The sequence below is a fragment of the Dactylosporangium sp. NPDC051087 genome (genome assembly GCF_055586325.1).
This window is the reverse complement of the sequence record NZ_JBVJIJ010000004.1, coordinates 57,233-76,513: the sequence shown is the minus strand read 5'-3', so window position 1 is coordinate 76,513 and position 19,281 is coordinate 57,233. Positions and strand designations below refer to the sequence as shown.

Here is a 19,281-nt window from a genome sequence, read left to right as displayed (position 1 = left end):
CCGGCCGGGCGGGAAAAAGCCCGGCACGCCGAATCGCGCGCCGGGCCGTGAAGTCTCGACGGTCAGAGCTTGCGGACGGATTCGGCCTGAGGGCCCTTCGGGCCCTGCTTGATCTCGAACTCGACGCGCTGGTTCTCGTCGAGGCTGCGGTAGCCGTCCTCGGCGATGGCGGAGAAGTGGACGAAGACGTCGTTGCCGCCGTCGACGCTGATGAAGCCGAAGCCCTTCTCAGCGTTGAACCACTTCACGGTTCCCTGTGCCATGGTGCTGTTTCTCCTTCGTAGGGCGTTGTGATCCGGCGCGTGCCCCGGTGTCGAGGGCCGCGACCGGAAGGCCACGTCCCAAACATCGCCCTGAACCGAACGCCCGACATGTCCGACAAGTCGGGCAGGTCGGGCGCGCGGTGAAGCGAACCACAACACGGAAGATATGCCGAAGTCGGCAGCGCCCGTGGCGGTTTCCGGTACTTACGCGGTCACGACCGCGCGATCCGCTTCGCCCACCGCGACCTGCGACGGTGCGAGTGCGGCGCCCGTTTCGGCGGCACGCTTGCGGGCCCGGTGCGCCGCGACGTGCGACCTGGTCGCGCACCGCTCCGAGCAGAAACGCCGGCAGCAGTTGGACGACGTGTCCAGGTAGACGTTGCCGCAGCGCTCGTCCGCGCACACGCCGAACCTGGAGCTGCCGTGCTCGCACAGCCACACCGCCAGGCCCCACGCCGCCCCGGCGAGCAGCTCCGAACTGACCGACGACCCGCGACCGGTGACGTGCATGTGCCAGTCGTGGGTGTCGTGACCGGAGATGCGCGGCTGCATCGGATATGCCTCCAGCAGCGCGTTGAGCTCGGCGACCGCGGCCATGTCGCGACCGGAGGAGCCGTGCTCGAACACCTCCCGCAGCCGCTTGCGGGCACGCCGGAACGCGACGAGGTCGCGCTCGGTCGCCTCGGCGGTCTGCCAACTGTCCTCGCCGAACAGTGCGACGAGATCCTGCATGCTTTCGAGCGGCGCGTTGACGATGTCGACGGCGGTCCGCGCATACGCGTCGAAGTCCACCCGACCAAGGTAGTCAAGAAATGCCACACTGGCGACCAGGCGTCACCGAGGACGTGTGGTTCTGTCTACGCTCGGCACATGCTCAGATCGGTCATCCTCGCCGCCGCCCGCTCACATCGGGTCGAGCGAATCGTTGAAACCGCCCCGGTCAGCCGGAGCATCGTTCGCCGTTTCATCGCCGGTGAGCACGTGGAGGACGCGCTACAACGCACCCGCGAGCTCGTCGCCGACGGACTGGCCGTCACCATCGACCACCTGGGCGAGGACACCACCAACCCCCAGCAGGCCGAGGCGACCCGAGACGAATACCTGCAGCTGCTCGACGCCCTGCACGCCGCCGAGCTGACCCCGGCCGCCGAGGTCAGCCTGAAGCTCTCCGCGCTCGGCCAGGTCTTCGACGAGAAGCTGGCCTACGAGTACGCCCGCGCGATCTGCGCCAAGGCGAGCGAGGCCGGCACCACCGTCACCCTCGACGCCGAGGACCACACGACGACCGACTCGACCCTGGAGGTCCTCGGCCGGCTGCGCGCCGAGTTCCCGACCACCGGCGCCGTCGTGCAGTCCTACCTGCGCCGCACCGAGGCCGACTGCCGCGAGCTGGCCGTCAGCGGTTCCCGCGTCCGGCTGTGCAAGGGCGCCTACAAGGAGCCCGAGTCGGTGGCCTACCAGTCCCGCCTCGACGTCGACAAGTCGTACGTGCGCTGTTTGAACGTCCTGATGGCCGGCTCCGGCTATCCGATGATCGCCACGCACGACCCCCGGCTGGTCGCCATCGGCGAGGACCGGGCCAAATGGTTCGACCGCAACCCCGACGAGTTCGAGATCCAGATGTTGTACGGGGTGCGCCCCGACGAGCAGCTGCGTCTCGCCCGGCTCGGGTACACCGTGCGGGTCTACCTTCCGTACGGCACCCAGTGGTATGCGTACATGATGCGGCGGCTGGCCGAGCGCCCCGCCAACCTCGGATTTCTCGCCCGAGCGGTCACTTCCCGCGGATAAAGCGAAAATAGCGACATAGCGGAAAGTTACGGCCTTACCCTGCATCTCGTCCGTATGGGCGACGCGGCGCCTTGACCGGGTCGCGTACGTTCCGGCAGTGATGCAGGGGGATGAGGCTGACGCGACCAACGGACCGGACACCGCGCCGGACCCGGTTTCCGTGCGCCCTCAACTGCCCCGGCCACGTCCCGCGTACGAATCCGAGCCCGAGCCGGTCGCCGCCCCGATGTGGGTGGCGCCGGACTCGCCGTCGCCGCAGCCGCTGACCGCGCCGGAGTGGCCGCGGACGTCGGCGCAGCCGGTCGCGCCGTGGCCGCCGGCCGGACCGTTCCCCCCGCGGATGGGCAACACCGGCCAGCACCCGATCGTCCCCACCCGGACGGGCAGCACGGGCCAGCACCCCGTCGTCCCGAGCCCCGCGCCGGGCCCGCCGCCGGTGCCGCGCCCGCCCATGCCCGGCGAGCCCATGTCCCGGACCGGCCAGTTCCCGGTCGTGCCGCAGCAGCAGGACCAGCGGCACACCGGCCAGTTTCCCGTCGTGCCGCCGCCGCACGTACCGCAGCAGCAGCGGCACGACGAGCTCGGCTTCGCGCCGCCGTCCGGCCCGCACCTCGGCGTGCCCTCGCAGGTCGGGCCGCAGATGTATCCGCCGCGGCCGCACATCCCGCAGCAGTACGGCTACCAGTCGCCGTACCCGCAGCCGTATCCGCCGCAGGTCCCGCCGAAGCGCGGCAGGATCACCGGGCTGCGCGCGGCGCTGCTGGTGGCGCTCGCGCTGGTGCTGGTGACGCCGCCGGCGGCGATCGCGTTCGAGACCGTGCGCCGGGAGCGGACCGCCGCCGGCAGCGCCCAGGGCGTCGACCCGGGCGCCCGCGGCCCCGGGCAGGCCGACGCCCGGCCCGGCGGCAGCGGCTCCCCGAAGACCATTCCGCCCGCGTCGGTCGACGGCAAGGTCAAGCAGGCCCTCACCGACCAGGGCGCGGCGCTGCTCAAGGGCGACGCCGCCGGGTTCGTCGCGGCCGTCGACCCGTCCGCCGGTGCGTTGCGTGAGGAGCTGACCAGGCGGTTCAACTCGCTGCGGCAGCTCCAGGTGAAGGTGTGGGAGCCGACGGTCCTGGACGCGGTCAAGGTCGCCGGCGACAACACCGCGGACGTGATCGTCTACGTCCGGTACTGCTACGTCGTCGACACCTGCGACCCGATGAACCTCGAGACGAAGACGAAGTGGAACGTCACCGCCGACGGGGTGAAGCTGCTCGAGTTCGGCGTCGCCGAGGACCTCGGCCCGCGTCCGTGGGAGCGCAGCGAGCTGCGGGTCGCCGTCGGCAAGCGGGTCATCATGGCGACGACCCCGAAGTACGCGTCGCGCCTCACGACCATGCTCAACGCGGCGGAGAAGGCCGCGGAGCTGTCGGACCGCTACTCGAAGTGGGCGCCGCCGCCGTCGCGGTACGTCGTCTACCTCGCCGGGCCCGACGAGTGGTCGACCTGGTACGGCATCCGGCAGGAGAGCTGGGTCGCCGGCTTCGCGCTGCCGCTGACCGCCGACGCGACCGAGATCGTGCTCAACGCCAACCGGGTCGACGTGAAGGAGACCCTGGACGTGCTGCGGCACGAGTTCACGCACGTCGTGACGCTGTCGAAGGTCGCCCGCGCCTACGACCAGACGTGGTGGCTCGTCGAGGGCATCGCCGAGTACGTCCGGGTGCAGGGCATCGGCGGCAAGTTCGACGACGTGTCGACGGTGCGCAAGTACGTGCAGAGCGGCCGCTGGGCGAACGAGATCGCGATGGACGACCCGCCGGAGGGGACCAGCTCCGCCGACGTCAGCGGGCGGTACGGCGTGGCGTACATGGCGGTCAACCGGATGGCGGAGCGCTTCGGCGAGGCGAAGATGCTGGAGTTCTTCGACCTCACCGCCAGGCAGGGCGAGCCGCTCGAGACCGCCGCGACGAAGGTCTATGGCGTCTCGTGGGACGACGTGTCCACCGACTGCGTGAAGTACGTGCGTAATCACATCTAGGGCCGCGTGGCAGACTTGCGGCTGTGAATCGCGTCCCCCCGCGTGTTCAGTTGCTGGTCGCCGTGCTCACGGTCTTCTCCCTCACCGGCGCGTCCTGCTCCGAGGAGGACGACGACATCGGGCTCGGCACCGCCGGCCGTGGTGACGTCGTCGAGGTCGTCGACGCGCCGGCGACCGTCACCGCGCGGGCCGCGGCGACCCTGACCGCGGCGGCCGACGGCACCCTCGCCGCCCTCGCGGTCCGCCCCGGCGACACGGTCGAGGCCGGGCAGGTCCTGGCCGTCGTCGACTCGCCGTCCGCCCAGCAGCGGCTGCGCGCCGCCGAGGAGGCCCTCGACGCGCTCAAGGGCGCGGGCGGTGGGGGAGGCGGCGTCAAGAACCTCTCCGCGACGCAGAAGAAGACCGACGACGCCGCGGCCAAGGCGTTCGGCGAGGCCCGCAAGGCCGCCCAGGTGATCGCCGACGCCGATGTACGGGCCGGGCTCCTGGCCCAGATCGACTTCGCCGAGAGGTCCTACCAGGAGGCCGCCGCGTCCGCCCGTGCGGTGATCACCGCCGTCCAGCGCGGCCTGGCCAGCGTGACGAAGGCCATGGCGGCGTTGACGGCGGCCCAGCGCAGCCAGGCGCAGGCGGCGTACGACCTGGCGAAGGCCACCGTCGACGCGCTGACGCTGCGGGCCCCGGTCGCCGGGGTCGTCCAGCTCGGCGGGACGTCGGCCGCGTCGGCACCGTCGATCACGGACCTGCTCGGCGCGGCCGGCTCCGCGCTTCCGGCGGGTGCCGCACCCACCGGCGGCTCGGCGGGCGCCGCCGGCCCGGGCGTCGACCCGGCCGTCCCCGTCGGCGGCCAGGTGAGCGCCGGGACCGCGATCCTCACCGTCGTCGACGTGTCGCAGCTCGGGCTGATGGCGGAGATCGACGAGACCGACGTGCTGCTCGTCCAGCCCGGCGTCACCGCCCGGGTCGAGCTCGACGCCGCGCCCGGCGCCACCTACTCCGCGACGGTCACGTCCGCGGACGTCCTGCCGTCGACGTCGGCACGCGGCGGCGTGTCGTACCGCTCCAGGCTCACCCTCGGCAAGGGCACCTTCGCCGACGGCCGGTCCGCCCCGGCGCCGCGCCCCGGCATGAACGCGGTCGCGCACCTGCAGGTCCGCCAGATCAGCGACGCGGTGACGGTGCCCGCGGCGGCCGTGTTCAATGTCGCCGGCAAGGACGTCGTGTGGCTCGTCCGGGACGGCAAGGCGGTCCAGGCGCCCGTCAGCGTCGGCGTCTCCGGCCAGGACCGGGTCCAGGTGCTCAGCGGCGTCGCGGACGGCGACCGGGTCGTCGTCCGCGGCACCGACAAGGTCAAGCAGGGCATGGACCTGTCCCGATGACCGCGGCCCTGCTCGCGCGCGACGTGACCCGGGAGTACGCCCTGGACGGCGTCACCGTCCCGGCGCTGCGCGGGGTCAGCTTCACCGTCGAGGCCGGTGACTACGTCGCGATCATCGGCCCGTCGGGCTCCGGCAAGTCGACCCTCATGCACCTGCTCGGCGGCCTGGACCGGCCCACGACGGGGACCCTGGAGATCGGCGGCCGCGACGTCTCCGGCCTCGACCCGCAGGCCCTGGCGAAGCTGCGCAACGAGACGATCGGGTTCGTCTTCCAGTCGTTCCATCTCCTCGCGCGGACCAGCGCCGTCGACAACGTCGCGCTGCCGCTGGTCTACCGGGGGATGCGCGCCTCGCAGCGGCGGGCCCGGGCGGCCGCGATGCTGGAGCGGGTCGGGCTCGGCCACCGCCTCGACCACCGGCCCAACCAGCTGTCCGGCGGGGAGCAGCAGCGGGTCGCGATCGCCCGCGCGCTGGTCACCGACCCGCAGGTGCTGCTCGCCGACGAGCCGACCGGCAACCTCGACACCCGCAACGGGCAGGCGGTCCTCGCGCTGCTGGAGGCGCTCAACGGCGAGCAGGGCGTCGCGCTCGTCGTCGTCACCCACGACAACGAGGTCGCCGACCGCGCCCACCGCAAGATCGTCATGCGGGACGGCGAGATCGTGTCGGCGTCATGAGGTTCGCCGAGGCGTGGCGGGTCGCCATCGACGCGCTGCGGGCCAACCGGCTCCGCTCGACGCTGACCATGCTCGGCGTGATCATCGGCGTCGCCGCCGTGGTGGTCCTGGTCGCCATCGGCACCGGCACCAAGCAGCAGATCGAACGGCAGGTCGAAGGGCTCGGCTCGAACCTGCTCATCGTCCTGCCGGGGCAGGTGAGCCTCGGCTCGGCGCCGTCGGTGTCGCGGATGGACCTCTCCGACGTCGACGCCGTGGCGAAGATCGTCGGGGACCGCAACCGGGTCGCCGTCACCGTCGCGTCGGGCGAGACCGTCGCGGCCGGCAACGTCGACACGTTCGCCACGATCAACGGCGTCATCGAGACCACGCCGCAGGTGTTCGTCCGGAGCCTGGCGCGGGGCACGTACCTGAGCCGCAGCGACGTCGACACGTCCCGCCGGGTCGCGGTCCTCGGCTGGAGCGTGGCGAGGACGCTGTTCGGCGAGCGCGACGCCGTCGGCCAGCAGATCACCATCGCCGGTGTGCGCTTCCGCGTCATCGGGGTCTTCGCGCAGCTCGGGCAGAGCCTCGGCGTCGACCGCGACAACGAGGTGCACGTCCCGATCACCACCGCGCAACGCCTGCTCGGCACCAACCGCGTCGACGGGATCGCGATCAAGGCGCCGAACCGGGAGGAGATCAACGACCTCAGCGCCCGCATCATCGCCGAGCTCGGCCGCCGCCACCCCGGCACCGAGTTCAGCGCCGTCACCCAGGAGCAGATCCTCGGCGTGCTCGGCGACATCCTTGGCGTGCTCACCGGCGTCCTCGCCGCGATCGCCGGCATCTCCCTGCTCGTCGGCGGGGTCGGCGTCTCCAACATCATGCTCGTCTCCGTCCGGGAGCGGACGAAGGAGATCGGGCTGCGCAAGGCGGTCGGTGCCAGACCCCGCGACATCGGCGTGCAGTTCCTGCTCGAGGCGGTGCTGCTCACCACGCTCGGCGGCTTCATCGGGATGGGACTGGGCATCGGCGCGGCCCTCGCCGTCGCCGCGTTGTCGCCGGTACCTGCGGCGATCACCTGGTGGTCGCTCGCCCTGGCATTCGGGGTCTCCGCGGCCGTCGGCATCGTCTTCGGCGTCGTCCCGGCACAGCGGGCCGGTCGTCTCGACCCCGTCGTGGCGCTGCGGACCGAGTAACTTGACCTTGAGAGGAAAGATTCCGACGAAGCCAGGGCGCAAGTCACAGCAGTACCGTTACCGTACTGATAACACGCTGATTCATCAGTTCGGCGAGCAGCTGGTCGGAGGTTGCGATGTCTAGCACGCCACACACCACCGAAGGCCGGTTGGGCGAGGTCAGGTTCCTCACGGTCGCCGAGGTGGCCACCCTCATGCGGGTTTCGAAGATGACCGTCTACCGGCTGGTCCACGCCGGGGATCTCACCGCCGTGCGGGTCGGCCGATCGTTCCGGGTGCCCGAGCACGCGGTCGACGCCTACCTGCGCGAAGCGTTCCGCGAAACGGCGTAAACCGCCTTCTTGGTGGGCCCGCTTTTCCGATCACGCGGGGGTGCGGCTACGCTGGAGCCGCTAACCATGTCTTCGGCGTGCCAGCGATGGCACGCGTTCCGCTGTTTCGAGGAGATACCCGTATGGGCTCGGTGGTCAAGAAGCGCCGCAAGCGTATGGCCAAGAAGAAGCACCGCAAGCTGCTGCGCAAGACCCGCGTCCAGCGTCGTCGTCTCGGCAAGTAGCGGCGCGTCGGCGGTCCGCCCCGGCTCGCACGCACTCGCATCTAGGGGATTTGGCATCTAGAGGAGTCGCGTGAGTACGCCAAGGGTTGTCCTGGTGACAGGGGTGGGCCGCTATCTGGGCGCGCATCTGGCCGCCAGGCTCGCCACCGATCCACGGATCGAGCGGGTCGTCGGCATCGACAACACGGCACCGTCGGGTGACCTCGCCACGGTGCTCAAGGACGTCGACGTGCACCAGGTCGACCTGCGCACCCCTGGGGTGCTGCGGGTGATGGTCGACGCCCGGGTCGAAGCGGTGGCGCACCTCGCGGTCACCACCGCGGCCGACCAGCACGGCGGCCGCGCCGCGATGAAAGAACTCAACGTCATCGGCACGATGCAGTTGCTCGCCGCCTGCCAGCAGGCGTCCCGGCTGCGCAAGCTGGTGGTGCGTTCCTCCACCGCGGCCTACGGCGCGTCCTTCCGCGACCCGGCGATCTTCACCGAGGACACCGAGCCGCGGGAGATCCCGCGCGGCGGCTTCGCCAAGGACGTCCTCGACATCGAGGGCTACGTCCGTGGTTTCCGCCGCCGCCGGCCCGACGTGGGCGCCACCGTGCTGCGATTCGCGCCGTTCATCGGCTCGACCGTCGACACCAGCCTGACGAGGTATTTCGCCGCGCCCGTGGTCCCGACCGTCTTCGGCCGTGACCCGCGACTGCAGTTCCTGCACGTCGACGACGCGTTCGAGGTCCTGCACCGTTCCGTGATCGAGACGCACCCGGGCACCTTCAACGTCGCCGGTGGCGGCACTCTGACCCTGACGCAGGCCGTCCGCCGCGCCGGCCGGGTGACCATGCCGGTCGTCGAGCCCGGCCTCGGCATCGCCGCCGGCCTCGGCCGCGGCAACGTGTCGCTGGACCAGCTCGACCTGTTCGTGCACGGCCGGGTCGTCGACACCACCAGACTCATCCGGGAGTTCGGCTTCGCCCCCCGGACCACCGCGGAAGCCTTCGACGAGTTCGTCCGCAGCCGCCGGTCCGGCGAGGCGCTGCCGGCCGACCGCATCCGCGCCCTCGAACAGACCCTGCTCGAAGGCTTCCGACGGACCCGTGCGGCGCCCCCCGCACTGGAGGCGGGCACACATGACTGACCCCGGTCTCGCGGACACTGGCGTGCCGGATCCACGGGTCGAGGACGCCGCTCCCGCGTCCGCCGCGGGCACCACCGCCGCCGCTCCCGCGGGCGCCGCCGCTGCCGCTTCCGCCCCCACGAGCGCTGCCGCTGCCGCTTCCGCGGGCGCCGCTGCCGCCGCGGAAGCTGACGCTGATGCCGCCGCGGGCCTGCCGGACCAGTGGGACGACCGGGTCGCCGGGGCGCTGGCGTTTCTCCGTGAGCGTCTCACCGGCGACTACGAGATCGACGGCTTCGGGTTCGACCGGCACCTGACCGACGGCGTGTTCCTGCCGCTGCTGCGCCCGCTGTACAACCAGTGGTTCCGCACCGAGGTCTTCGGCGTCGAGCACCTGCCGAAGGAGGGCCCGGCGCTCGTCGTGGCCAACCATTCCGGCACGGTCGCGCTGGACGCCCTGATGCTCTCCGTCGCCGTCCACGACGAGACCTCCGCCCGCCGCCACCTGCGGCTCCTCGGCGCCGACCTGGTCTTCCGGTTACCCGTGCTGTCCGAGATGGCCCGCAAGTCCGGCGCGACCCTCGCGTGCAACCCCGACGCCGAGCGTCTCCTCGGCGAGGGCGAGCTCGTCGGTGTCTTCCCCGAGGGATTCAAGGGCATCGGCAAGCCGTTCGCCGAGCGGTACAAGCTGCAGCGCTTCGGCCGTGGCGGCTTCGTCTCGGCGGCGGTCCGCACCGGCACGCCGATCGTCCCGGTCTCCATCGTCGGCGCCGAGGAGATCTACCCCCTGATCGGCAACCTGCGCCCGCTGGCCCGCCTGCTCGGCGCCCCGTATTTCCCGGTGACCCCGACCTTCCCGTGGCTCGGCCCGCTCGGGCTGGTGCCGCTGCCGAGCAAGTGGCTGATCGAGTTCGGCGAGCCCATCCCCACCGCCGACTTCGTCGACTCCGCCGACGACCCGATGGTCGTGTTCAACCTCGCCGACCAGGTCCGCGAGACGATCCAGCAGACCCTCTACAAGCTGCTCGACCGCCGCCCGGACGCCTTCTCCAGCTGAGCCGCCGTGCCGGTTTCCCGCGATCCGCGGGACGTCACGACGTCTTGCGGATCATGGAACGGGAGCGGCTTTGCGCCGGCGGCGGCGGATGGCGGCGGCGGTGGCGACGCCCCCGACGACCATGCCGGTGGCCAGGGCGGCGGGGATGGCGATCTTCGCGGCTTTGCGGCCGGTGCGGAAGTCGCGGATCTCCCAGCCCCGTTTGCGTGCCTCGCGGCGCAGGGCGGGGTCGGGGTTGACGGCGACGGCGTAGCCGACGGTGGAGAGCATGGGCGTGTCGTTGACGGAGTCGCTGTAGGCGGCGCAGCGGGTGAGGTCCAGGCCCTCGACCGAGGCGAGGGCGGTGATCGCGGCGGCCTTCTCAGGGCCGTGCATGAGGTCGCCGACGAGACGTCCGGTGTAGACGCCGTCGACGATCTCGGCGACGGTGCCGATGGCGCCGGTGAGGCCGAGGCGCTGGGCGATGATGCGGCCGAGCTCGACGGGGGCCGCGGTGACGAGCCACACGCGCTGGCCGGCGTCGAGGTGCAGCTGGGCGAGGGCGCGGGTGCCGGACCAGATGCGGTCGGCCATGAGCTCGTCGAAGATCTCCTCGCAGAGCCGCTCCATGTCGTCGACCTGCCAGCCGGCGATGAACGCGAGGGCCGCGGACTTCGCGCCCGCGACGGTGCCGGCGTGCTCGGAGGCGAGGAGCCGGAAGCGGGCCTGCTGGTAGGCGAAGCGGACCAGGTCGCCGCTGGTGAAGTAGCGGCGTTTCGCGAGGCCGCGGGCGAAGTAGTAGATGGACGCGCCCTGCATCATCGTGTTGTCGACGTCGAAGAAGGCGGCGGCCACCGGGTCGGCGGGGACGGCGAGGGCGGCCTCGACCTCGGCGACGGCCCAGCCCGCGGGCGAGGACGCCACGATGCGGCCGGACTGCCGGCGGCGCCGCAGGGCGAGCGCGGCGGTCGAAGGTCGGATCGGCATGCTCGGGAAACCCCCTCTTGTGTTCGACCAACCGTACCGGCAGGAACAGCACGAAGGGCCCGGTGTCTGACACCGGGCCCTTCGTCGTCAGAAGCTCAACCGCATGCTCAGTCGAACAGCCAGTCCAGCAGCCCCTGGCCCTTCGTGGGGGAAGGCGAGGGGTCCTGTGACGGCGCCGCGGGCGCGGACTCGGTGGCCGAGCCGCTGTCGGTCGCGGAACCGCTCGGGACGGGACGCTGGCCGGCGGGGGTGCCGGTCTGGCCCGGGTTGTTCTGCTGCTGGGTGTTGCCCGGCTGGTTGGTGCCCGAGGTCTTCTGACCGGCCGGCTTGCACGCGGTGCTGTTGGGCACCGGTCCGAGCTGGTCGGCGGCGGAGACCGCGGCGGTGCCGCACTTGATCAGCGGGCGGATCGCCTTCGAGCGCCGGTCGATCTCGTCGAGCAGGGTGACGGACTTGGCGGCCCGCGTCCTGGCTTCACCGTCGACGCCGTTGCGCAGCTTCTCCGCACCGGCGTGCTGGGTGCCGACGAACGCGTCGATGGCGTCGAGCGCGGCGGCGTCCTTGCGGCTGACGGCGGTCGCGGTCAGCAGGCGCACCCCTTCGAGCGTCTCGCTGTCCATGTCGTCGAGGACCGCGGACAGACCCGCCGGGTCCTTCACCGCCTGGGCCTCGTCGAGCCGGGTCCGCGCGAACTCGAGGTACAGCTGGCCGCGGCTGATGTCCGAGCCGGCGAGTGCCAGCTGGGCCTTCTCCGTGGACCGTTTCACCGAGTAGAGGGCGTCGCCGGGGATGGCGTCGCCGCTCGCCGCGGACATGCCCGACAGTGCGAGGGTGCCGGCGGCGAGGCCGACGACGATCGCGCCGCGGGTGCGGGTCCGCCGGCTGACCGCGGGCCTGCTGCCCGCGGGACGGCGCAGGGAGCGCACGCCCCGGCGGGTCACCTCGGGCTCAGGGTCCTTGGCCGTGATGCCGATGCCCTCACGTTCTGCTGTGGCCAGGAGCATGGCCCGCAGTCCGTCCTTGAACTCCTGCTGCGTCTCCACCTTGACCGGCAGGTCCGTCAGCCGTTGGCTGACCTGGACCAGTTCGGTCAGAGAGTCGTCGAGCGTGGACCTCATGCGGTGCCTGCGGGCTCCTGCTGCCTCGTCCATGAGCTGTGCGAAACGCTCAGCCCGACGACGGTGGAAGACGGAGCCGATCACCTGAGGCACCCCCCTTCGCTGATCGCGTCACTCAGGCGCGGCAGGGTAGCGGGATGGTGTGCCACCGCGTCCGCCGTGCGCCAAGCCGACGGTCGCACCCGGACCAACGGTGCAGAGCGGAGGCTGGTTACGGCGCCGAACGGGGCACTGTAACTGAAGGTGACAGCGGTCACGGCTGGAATCCGTCGGGGAGCAGCCGCGCGAGGGCCCGGACGGCGCGGTACTGCAACGCCTTGATCGCACCCTCGTTCTTGCTCATGGCCTGCGCGGTCTCCGCGACGGAGAACCCGTGCAGGAAGCGCAGCACGATGCACTCCTGCTGCTCCGGGTTGAGCTGCTTGACCGCTTTGAGCAGGTCGACGTTGGTGATGTGGTCGATGACCGCGGCCTCGGGGCTGCCTTCCGGTCCCCGGTCGGGGCGGTCGGCGTCCAGGACGTCACCGGTGGTGACCTCCAGCCGGTAGCGCCCGGACTTGAAGTGGTCGGCGACGAGGTTCCGCGCGATCGTGACGAGCCAGGCGCCGAGGTCGCGGCCCTGCCAGGTGAAGCTGCCGATGCGCTTCAACGCCCGCAGGAACGTGTCGGCGGTCAGGTCCTCGGCGAGCTGCCGGTTACCGACCCGGAAGTACACGAACCGGAAGACGGTGTCGAAGTAGCGGTCGTACAGCAGCCCGAACGCCGCGCCGTCGCCGGCCTGGGCGCGTTCGATCAGCGCCCACACCTCCGACGCGGGGTCGCCGCGGTCCGGCCGGGCCGGCTTCGGCGCCGGCTCCTGCGTCTCGGGAGCGCCGGACCCGCCGGGGCCGCTGTCGACCAGCGTGCCGGCGACCGCGACCTTCGAGATCGGGACCGTGTCGTCCTCGATCAGACCACCGCCGGGCGACGGCTTGGCGCCCGCGTTCGGTCTGACGTTTGTGCCGGAACCTTGACCGGAACCCTGACGGGTGGGTGCCTCGTTGGTGTGGGGGCGGCCCCTGGTCCGCGGGACGCTGCCTCCGTCACCGCGGATCACCGTGCTGAACATGTCGCGCACGGATTCGCGCACGGACTCGCGCAGCATCGACAGCCCATCGGTGAGTGCGTGCTCGGCGTCGAACACGTGCTGGATCGTGGTCATTCGTCGCAATCCAGACCACAAGGCCTATTCGGCGCGATCACGGGCACTTCGGCCTCCTCGGGGTGAGGGGTGTCAACTCGCAACAAATGGGGTGAGCTGACTTGGGTGATGATAGGTCCGGCGTCACCCGCATGTGGGCAGTCTTTGGCGTGAGGGCACAATTCTTCCCACAGAACGGGGGCGTCCCAGCGCACATGCTGTCCGTCACTTCGTCGCGACACGCCGTGCAACACGCCGAGTATCTGGGCAAACGGTGCGAAGGCACGCCGCACTTACTTGGGTCTCCCGCACCCGACCCACACGATCGAGTGGACCTTTACTCAGTCGGCGTGTCGGGGGCGTAAGCACCCTGGCACAACACCGGGTGAGCCCAGGGTGATAGGTGACGGGTGATCTCTCACCTGACGGGCGCTCACCCATGACGTGGCAGACTGACCGATCGTGCAGGACGTCACGAACTTCGCCGATCTGGTCCGGCGCGCCGCCGCTGCGAATGGCGCCCGGCCGGCCCTGCGATCACACGACACGCTGATCACCTGGTCCGAGCTCGACGAGCAGGTCGACGCGGTCGCCGCGCACCTGACCGGGCTCGGCCTGCCCGCCGACGACCGCGGCCCGGCCCGGGTCGCGGTCGCGCTGCCGAACGTGCCGGAGTTCGCCGCGGTGTTCTTCGGGGTGCTGCGCGCCGGGCTCGTCGCCGTGCCGGTCAACCCCGCCTACACCGCGCGCGAGCTCACCCACGTGCTCACCGACTCCGGCGCCGTGGTCCTCGTCGGCACCCAGGCCGTGACCGCCGCCTGTCGTGCCGCAGACGCGCCGCCCCGGACGTACACCCTGGGCCAGAACCTGCGGGAGCTGCTCGCACCCGCCCCGGCGCGGCCCGGCGAGACGGACAGCGGTCTGGCGTTGCTGCTCTACACGTCCGGCACGGCCGGCGCACCGAAGGGCGCGATGCTGTCGCACCGGGCGCTGCTGGCCAACCATGAGCAGCTCGCCGCGATCGACCCGCCGCCGGTCCGCCCCGACGACGTGCTGCTGCTCGCCGTGCCGCTCTTCCACGCGTACGGGCTGAACAGCGGCCTCGGCGCGGTCGCCTACCACGGCGCGTGCGGCGTCCTCGTCGAACGCTTCGACCCCGCCGACTCCCTGGAGGTCATCGAGCGGCATGGCGTCACCGGCGTCGTCGGGGTCCCGCCGATGTTCATCGCCTGGTCGCTGATGGGGGAGCGGCTCACCCACGCGTGGGCCGGGGTCCGGCTCGCCGTGTGCGGCGCGTCGCCGCTGGACGCCGCCGCCGAGCGCCGGTTCGTCGAGGCGACCGGTCAGCCGGTGCATCAGGGGTACGGGCTGACCGAGGCCGCCCCCGTCCTCACCAGCACCCTCGCGGGCGCGACGGTGAAGCCCGGCTCCATCGGCCGGGCCATCCCCGGCGTCGAGCTCAAACTCCTCGACGCCGGCGGTGAGGAGGTCCTGCTCGACGAGGACGACGAGGTCCGCACCGACCCGGGCGAGATCGTCGTGCGCGGCGCGAACCTCTTCGACGGCTACTGGCCCGCCGGCGACGGCGCGCCGGGCGCCGACGGCTGGTGGGCCACCGGCGACGTCGCCTACGCCGACGAGGACGGCGACCTGTTCATCGTCGACCGGCTCGGCGAGCTGATCCTCGTCAGCGGCTTCAACGTCTACCCGCACGAGGTCGAGCTGGTCCTCGCCGCGCACCCCGCCGTCGTGGAGGCGGCCGCGCTGGGCGTGCCCCACCCGTACACCGGCCAGACCGTCAAGGTCGTCGTCGTGCGCAGACCCGGGTCACAGGTGACCGCCGAGGAGCTGATCGCGCACTGCGAACGCAACCTCGCCAGGTTCAAGTGCCCGACCGCGGTCGAGTTCGCCGCCGAGCTGCCCCACTCGGCCACTGGCAAGATCCGGAAGGCGGCGCTGCGGTGAGGCTCACCCTGTACACGCGACCCGGCTGCCACCTGTGCGACGTCGCCAAGGAGGCGATCGAGCGGGTCGCCGCCGCCACCGGCGAGGGCTGGACGGAGATCGACATCACCGGCGACGACGCCCTCGAGGAGGAGTACGGCTTCCGCATCCCCGTCGTCCTCCTCGACGGCAAGGAGCACGGCTACTGGCGGGTCGAGGAGGACCGGCTCCTGCGCGACATACGGCTATCCTCAGCGCCGTGAAGCACCTGGTTTGGGACTGGAACGGGACCCTCCTCGACGACCTGAAACTCGTCGTCGACGCCACCAACGTCTGCCTGGCCACCGTCGGCGGGCCGGTGATCACCGCCGAGGACCACCGCCGCGACTTCCGCCGGCCGATCCTCGACTACTACGCGCATGTCCTGGCCCGGCCCGTCGACCAGATCGAGTTCCAGCTGCTCGACGACGCGTTCCACGACGCGTACCGGCTGGGCATGGCCGACGTGAAGCTCGCCCCCGACGCCCTGGACGCGATGGGCCGCTGGACCGGCACCCAGTCGCTGCTGTCGATGTTCTTCCACGACGAGCTGCTCATCGAGGTCGAGCGGCACGGCCTCGGCGCCCACCTGGTCCGCGTCGACGGCCTGCCCGGCACCGTCGGCGGCCACCGCAAGGCCGCCTACCTGCGGCGGCACCTCGAAGCCCTGGAGATCGACCCCGCCGCGGTCGTGCTGATCGGCGACTCCGTCGACGACGGCGAAGCCGCCACGTCCCTCGGCGCCACCTGCGTGCTGTACGCGGGCGGCTTCACCGACGTGACCCTGCTCAAGGCGACCGGCCTGCCCGTGGCGTCGACGCTGCTCGAAGCCGTCGAGATGGCGGGCTGACCCATGAGGGTGGTCGTCGCCGACGATGCGGTGCTCCTGCGGGAAGGTCTGGTCCGGCTGCTCACCGAGAGCGGCCACACGGTCGTCGCGGCCGTCGGCGACGGCCCGAGCCTCGTCGAGGCGGTCGTCGAGCACCGGCCCGACGTCGCGATCGTCGACGTGCGGATGCCGCCGTCGCACACCGACGAGGGGCTCCGCGCCGCCGTCGAGGCCCGCCGGCAGGTCCCCGGCACCCCGATCCTGGTGCTGTCGCAGTACGTCGAGGTGTCCTACGCCGACGACCTGCTCGCCGACCGTGCCGGAGCCGTCGGCTACCTGCTCAAGGACCGCGTGTCGGACGTCGCGGACTTCCTCGACGGGATGCAGCGGGTCGCGACCGGCGCGACGGTGCTCGACCCGGAGGTCGTCGGGCAGCTGCTGGTCCGCCGCCGCCGCGACGACCCGCTGCGCAGCCTCACCCCGCGGGAGCGGGAGGTGCTCGGCCTGATGGCGGAGGGCCGCTCCAACACGGCGATCGCCCGCAAGCTCGTCGTCACCGACGGCGCGGTGGAGAAGCACGTCAAGAACATCTTCACCAAGCTCGACCTGCCCCCGGACGACGAGCAGCACCGCCGGGTGCTGGCGGTGCTGACGTACCTGCAGAGCTGACCCCGCCCACCTGGCCCCCCGGGAAGCCGGAGGCTCAGGTGGGCAGGATCGCGGTCAGGCGGGTCCCGCCACCGGCGGGGCTCGTCACGGTCATCTCGCCGCCGGCGGCCTTGACCCGATCCATGAGGCCGGTCAGGCCGTGGCCCTTCGCCAGGCTGGCCCCGCCGACGCCGTCGTCCTCGACGGTGACCAGCAGCCCGTACGCCGACCGCTGCAGCCGCACCGTGACCTCCTGCGCGCCGCTGTGCTTCGCGACGTTGGTCAGCGCCTCGGCGACGACGAAGTAGGTCGTGGTCTCCAGGCTCTCGGCGAGCCGCTCGTCCAGCTGCGGCAGCTCCAGGTCGACCGGCACCGGCGACCGGCCGGCGAGCGCGGTCAGCGCGGCCCGCAGCCCCCGGTCGACCAGGATCGGCGGCGCGATGCCCCGCGACAGGGCGCGCAGCTCGTCCAGGGTCTCCCGGGTCTGAGCGAGGGCCTCGGCGACCGTGGCCCGCGCCGCCTGCGGGTCGGACTCGAACTGCAGGTCGGCCCGGCCGAGGTCCATGGCGAGGCGGACGAGGCGCTGCTGCGGCCCGTCGTGGATGTCGCGCTCGAGCCGGCGCAGCGCGGTCGCCTCGGCGGACACGGCCGCCTCCCGCTGCGCCCGGGCGACGTCCCGGCCGGCCTCCGCCTCCGCGACCCGCTCCCGCAGCTCGTTGACGCCGTTGAGCAGCGCCCGGGCGAACTGCGCCTCCAGCTGCGCGGCGCCGCGGACGACCGGCAGGAGGGTGAGGGCGAAAATCACCCCGATGCCCGTGTACAGCAGGATCCGCACGTCGTCGCCGCTGCCGAGGCCGATGAGCTCGTTGAGGTCCTTGTTCTCCGGCGGGCGGGGGATCGACCAGTCCCATAGGATCGTGGTCACACCGCCGAGGGCCCCGGCCCACCACGTGACGACGAACGCGAAGGCGATCGTGCTCGGGATGAAGCGCAGGATCCCGTGCAGCAGGTCCAGCCATGACTGGCCGTCGCTGAGCGGCACCAGCATCTTGCGCCAGAAGCCGTCGTCCGGGTCGGGTTTCTTGTAGTAGGGGTGCGGTAGCCGGGTCCGGAGCACGGGTCCGATCCGGGCGCGTTCGACGGTGGCGAAGCCGCGGGCCTGGAAGAGTGTCGCGACCAGGATCGGGAAGCCGAGCACCGTGACGAGCAACCCCAGGCCGAGGGCGAAACCGACGAGGAAGAGCACCAGGGTCACGAGGCCGAGCGGGAAGCCGAGCAGCACGTACTGCGTGTCGACGGCGAGCTGGCGGAAGATGCCGCGGTTGCGGGGGGTGATGGTCGTTGTCATGTCATCGACGCTATTCACGGCGCCTCGCTCATCCCATCCCGCGGCCCGGCCACTCGGTAGTAGGGGCAACCCTACCGGCACGTGTAGTGTCGCTACGGGTGGAGAAAAACCCTCCGGCGTGTTGGCGGCGAAATGCCCGATTTTGTAGTGATACTTCATCGAGCGCCCGCCCGCTGCCGGCCAGGTCCGGGGAAAGGGGCACGCAGGTGCCGCGGGGGCATTCCACGTGCACGTGGACCGCACGGGCGGGCGCTGACCTCTGCATGGTTGGCGTCGGCGCTTCAAGATCGCGATTTGTGCACGGCTTCACAAGCGCCTACTCTGTTGCAACGACGAACCCCGCTAGCACAGGCGGTCACAGCCATCGCGAGCGGCCTCGCATACCGTCGTCGTCACGGAGACTCATGAGCCAGCAGCGCACCGGCCCCACCGACGGACCGGACTTTCCGGACCTCCCGGAGGCGACCGTCGCCAGGCTTCCGGAATACCTGCGCGCCCTGCACCACCTCGCAGAGGACGGGCACGACACGGTCTCCTCGGAGGGCCTCGCAGCGGCCGCCGGCGTCAACTCCGCCAAGCTCCGCAAAGACCTCTCGCACCTCGGCCGCACCGGCACCCGCGGCGTCGGCTACGACGTGACCCTCCTCATCGACCAGATCGAACAGGTCCTCGGCCTCACCCACCGCAGGGCCGTCGCCCTCGTCGGCGTGGGTAATCTCGGTCACGCCCTCGCCGGATACGCAGGCTTCGGCACCCGCGGCTTCCGCATCGCCGCCCTCTTCGACGCCGACCACGGCCGCGTCGGCGAACACATCAACGGCCTCGTCGTGCGCCACATCGACGACCTGCCCGAGGTCGTCGAGCAGGAGTCCATCTCCATCGCCGTCATCGCCACCCCCGCACACGCCGCGCAGCACGTCGCCGACCGGCTCGTCGAAGCCGGCGTCACCAGCGTCCTGAATTTCGCACCCTGCGTTTTGAACGTTCCCGACGGCGTCGACGTGCGTAAGGTCGACCTGGCCATCGAACTGCAAATCCTGTCCTTCCACGAGCACCGCAAGTCAGCGCTCACCGCGCTGCCCGCCGCGGTGCAGAAGCCCGGGCGGGTCGGCATGGCCAACCGGCTCGGCGGGGAGGCGGTGGCCACGTGAACAACTCGAAGCGGACCCCG

The 19,281-nt window shown here is 71.6% G+C and carries 19 protein-coding genes and 1 pseudogene; 14 read left to right on the top strand and 6 right to left on the bottom strand.

The features are described 5' to 3' along the window. Positions 1-62: 62 nt before the first annotated feature. Positions 63-263 carry a cold-shock protein gene (locus ACZ6TV_RS09200; RefSeq protein ID WP_344511569.1) on the bottom strand — a complete coding sequence of 67 codons (201 nt, stop codon included), beginning with the start codon at positions 261-263 and terminating at the stop codon, positions 63-65. Positions 264-467: 204 nt separating this feature from the next. Continuing rightward, positions 468-1,055, bottom strand: coding sequence for a CGNR zinc finger domain-containing protein (locus ACZ6TV_RS09195; RefSeq protein WP_465296653.1), 588 nt, complete (start codon positions 1,053-1,055; stop codon positions 468-470). 78 nt (positions 1,056-1,133) lie between these two features. Between ACZ6TV_RS09195 and ACZ6TV_RS09190 the strand changes: the two genes are divergently transcribed. From ACZ6TV_RS09190 to ACZ6TV_RS09150, 9 genes are all read left to right on the top strand, one after another. After that, positions 1,134-2,054 carry a proline dehydrogenase family protein gene (locus tag ACZ6TV_RS09190; RefSeq protein ID WP_465296652.1) on the top strand — a complete coding sequence of 307 codons (921 nt, stop codon included), beginning with the start codon at positions 1,134-1,136 and terminating at the stop codon, positions 2,052-2,054. 97 nt (positions 2,055-2,151) lie between these two features. Next, a complete protein-coding gene (locus ACZ6TV_RS09185; RefSeq protein WP_465296651.1) occupies positions 2,152-4,077 on the top strand; it encodes a hypothetical protein in 1,926 nt (641 codons plus the stop codon). Between the two features lie 23 nt (positions 4,078-4,100). Further along, the gene (locus ACZ6TV_RS09180; RefSeq protein ID WP_465296650.1) at positions 4,101-5,456 is read left to right on the top strand and encodes an efflux RND transporter periplasmic adaptor subunit; all 1,356 of its coding nucleotides are present in this window, start codon (positions 4,101-4,103) and stop codon (positions 5,454-5,456) included. Beyond that, positions 5,453-6,133 carry an ABC transporter ATP-binding protein gene (locus tag ACZ6TV_RS09175; protein ID WP_465296649.1) on the top strand — a complete coding sequence of 227 codons (681 nt, stop codon included), beginning with the start codon at positions 5,453-5,455 and terminating at the stop codon, positions 6,131-6,133. Before ACZ6TV_RS09180 ends, ACZ6TV_RS09175 begins: the two co-directional genes overlap by 4 nt. Continuing rightward, on the top strand, positions 6,130-7,314 hold the full coding sequence (locus ACZ6TV_RS09170) for an ABC transporter permease (protein WP_465296648.1): 1,185 nt from the start codon (positions 6,130-6,132) through the stop codon (positions 7,312-7,314). The genes ACZ6TV_RS09175 and ACZ6TV_RS09170 overlap by 4 nt, the downstream gene beginning before the upstream one ends. Positions 7,315-7,430: 116 nt before the next feature. After that, the gene (locus ACZ6TV_RS09165; RefSeq protein ID WP_033363444.1) at positions 7,431-7,646 is read left to right on the top strand and encodes a helix-turn-helix domain-containing protein; all 216 of its coding nucleotides are present in this window, start codon (positions 7,431-7,433) and stop codon (positions 7,644-7,646) included. Positions 7,647-7,768: 122 nt separating this feature from the next. After that, complete coding sequence (locus tag ACZ6TV_RS09160; RefSeq protein WP_007465623.1) at positions 7,769-7,870, top strand: 30S ribosomal protein bS22; 102 nt, start codon at positions 7,769-7,771, stop codon at positions 7,868-7,870. Positions 7,871-7,940: 70 nt separating this feature from the next. Continuing rightward, a complete protein-coding gene (locus ACZ6TV_RS09155) occupies positions 7,941-9,002 on the top strand; it encodes an NAD-dependent epimerase/dehydratase family protein (protein WP_465296647.1) in 1,062 nt (353 codons plus the stop codon). After that, entirely contained in the window at positions 8,995-10,038 is a 1,044-nt protein-coding gene (locus tag ACZ6TV_RS09150) for a lysophospholipid acyltransferase family protein (RefSeq protein ID WP_465296646.1), read from the top strand. Before ACZ6TV_RS09155 ends, ACZ6TV_RS09150 begins: the two co-directional genes overlap by 8 nt. A gap of 51 nt (positions 10,039-10,089) precedes the next feature. Here ACZ6TV_RS09150 and ACZ6TV_RS09145 read toward each other — a convergent pair whose 3' ends face one another. The 3 genes and pseudogenes from ACZ6TV_RS09145 to ACZ6TV_RS09135 form a co-directional block, all read right to left on the bottom strand. Beyond that, positions 10,090-11,004: an HAD family hydrolase gene (locus ACZ6TV_RS09145; protein ID WP_465296645.1), complete on the bottom strand. Its 915-nt coding sequence runs from the start codon at positions 11,002-11,004 to the stop codon at positions 10,090-10,092. 338 nt (positions 11,005-11,342) lie between these two features. Continuing rightward, positions 11,343-12,155, bottom strand: a pseudogene (locus ACZ6TV_RS09140) (DUF5667 domain-containing protein); the annotation flags it as partial. 220 nt (positions 12,156-12,375) lie between these two features. Next, positions 12,376-13,323: a sigma-70 family RNA polymerase sigma factor gene (locus tag ACZ6TV_RS09135; RefSeq protein ID WP_465296644.1), complete on the bottom strand. Its 948-nt coding sequence runs from the start codon at positions 13,321-13,323 to the stop codon at positions 12,376-12,378. A gap of 441 nt (positions 13,324-13,764) precedes the next feature. Here ACZ6TV_RS09135 and ACZ6TV_RS09130 point away from each other — a divergent pair, with 441 nt between their 5' ends. From ACZ6TV_RS09130 to ACZ6TV_RS09115, 4 genes are read left to right on the top strand one after another with little or no spacing between them, the layout of a single operon-like run. Then, the gene (locus ACZ6TV_RS09130) at positions 13,765-15,267 is read left to right on the top strand and encodes an AMP-binding protein (RefSeq protein WP_465296643.1); all 1,503 of its coding nucleotides are present in this window, start codon (positions 13,765-13,767) and stop codon (positions 15,265-15,267) included. Further along, a complete protein-coding gene (locus ACZ6TV_RS09125; protein WP_354783463.1) occupies positions 15,264-15,509 on the top strand; it encodes a glutaredoxin family protein in 246 nt (81 codons plus the stop codon). Before ACZ6TV_RS09130 ends, ACZ6TV_RS09125 begins: the two co-directional genes overlap by 4 nt. Continuing rightward, positions 15,494-16,135 carry an HAD family hydrolase gene (locus tag ACZ6TV_RS09120; protein ID WP_465297000.1) on the top strand — a complete coding sequence of 214 codons (642 nt, stop codon included), beginning with the start codon at positions 15,494-15,496 and terminating at the stop codon, positions 16,133-16,135. The genes ACZ6TV_RS09125 and ACZ6TV_RS09120 overlap by 16 nt, the downstream gene beginning before the upstream one ends. 3 nt (positions 16,136-16,138) lie before the next feature. After that, the gene (locus ACZ6TV_RS09115) at positions 16,139-16,783 is read left to right on the top strand and encodes a response regulator (RefSeq protein WP_380113664.1); all 645 of its coding nucleotides are present in this window, start codon (positions 16,139-16,141) and stop codon (positions 16,781-16,783) included. A 34-nt stretch (positions 16,784-16,817) separates the two neighbouring features. Here ACZ6TV_RS09115 and ACZ6TV_RS09110 read toward each other — a convergent pair whose 3' ends face one another. Next, positions 16,818-18,110 carry a sensor histidine kinase gene (locus ACZ6TV_RS09110; protein ID WP_465296642.1) on the bottom strand — a complete coding sequence of 431 codons (1,293 nt, stop codon included), beginning with the start codon at positions 18,108-18,110 and terminating at the stop codon, positions 16,818-16,820. A 404-nt stretch (positions 18,111-18,514) separates the two neighbouring features. On the opposite strand from ACZ6TV_RS09110, the gene ACZ6TV_RS09105 reads away from it, so the two are divergent. Beyond that, positions 18,515-19,261: a redox-sensing transcriptional repressor Rex gene (locus ACZ6TV_RS09105; protein WP_327006510.1), complete on the top strand. Its 747-nt coding sequence runs from the start codon at positions 18,515-18,517 to the stop codon at positions 19,259-19,261. The last annotated feature ends 20 nt before the right edge of the window (positions 19,262-19,281 follow it).

Coding starts and splice junctions, on each gene's coding strand:
- ACZ6TV_RS09165 (WP_033363444.1), top strand. CDS start 7,431: ATGTCTAGCACGCCACACACCACCGAAGGCCGGTTGGGCGAGGTCAGG.
- ACZ6TV_RS09135 (WP_465296644.1), bottom strand. CDS start 13,323: ATGACCACGATCCAGCACGTGTTCGACGCCGAGCACGCACTCACCGAT.
- ACZ6TV_RS09170 (WP_465296648.1), top strand. CDS start 6,130: ATGAGGTTCGCCGAGGCGTGGCGGGTCGCCATCGACGCGCTGCGGGCC.
- ACZ6TV_RS09190 (WP_465296652.1), top strand. CDS start 1,134: ATGCTCAGATCGGTCATCCTCGCCGCCGCCCGCTCACATCGGGTCGAG.
- ACZ6TV_RS09115 (WP_380113664.1), top strand. CDS start 16,139: ATGAGGGTGGTCGTCGCCGACGATGCGGTGCTCCTGCGGGAAGGTCTG.
- ACZ6TV_RS09160 (WP_007465623.1), top strand. CDS start 7,769: ATGGGCTCGGTGGTCAAGAAGCGCCGCAAGCGTATGGCCAAGAAGAAG.
- ACZ6TV_RS09175 (WP_465296649.1), top strand. CDS start 5,453: ATGACCGCGGCCCTGCTCGCGCGCGACGTGACCCGGGAGTACGCCCTG.
- ACZ6TV_RS09200 (WP_344511569.1), bottom strand. CDS start 263: ATGGCACAGGGAACCGTGAAGTGGTTCAACGCTGAGAAGGGCTTCGGC.
- ACZ6TV_RS09145 (WP_465296645.1), bottom strand. CDS start 11,004: ATGCCGATCCGACCTTCGACCGCCGCGCTCGCCCTGCGGCGCCGCCGG.
- ACZ6TV_RS09105 (WP_327006510.1), top strand. CDS start 18,515: ATGAGCCAGCAGCGCACCGGCCCCACCGACGGACCGGACTTTCCGGAC.
- ACZ6TV_RS09110 (WP_465296642.1), bottom strand. CDS start 18,110: ATGACAACGACCATCACCCCCCGCAACCGCGGCATCTTCCGCCAGCTC.
- ACZ6TV_RS09150 (WP_465296646.1), top strand. CDS start 8,995: ATGACTGACCCCGGTCTCGCGGACACTGGCGTGCCGGATCCACGGGTC.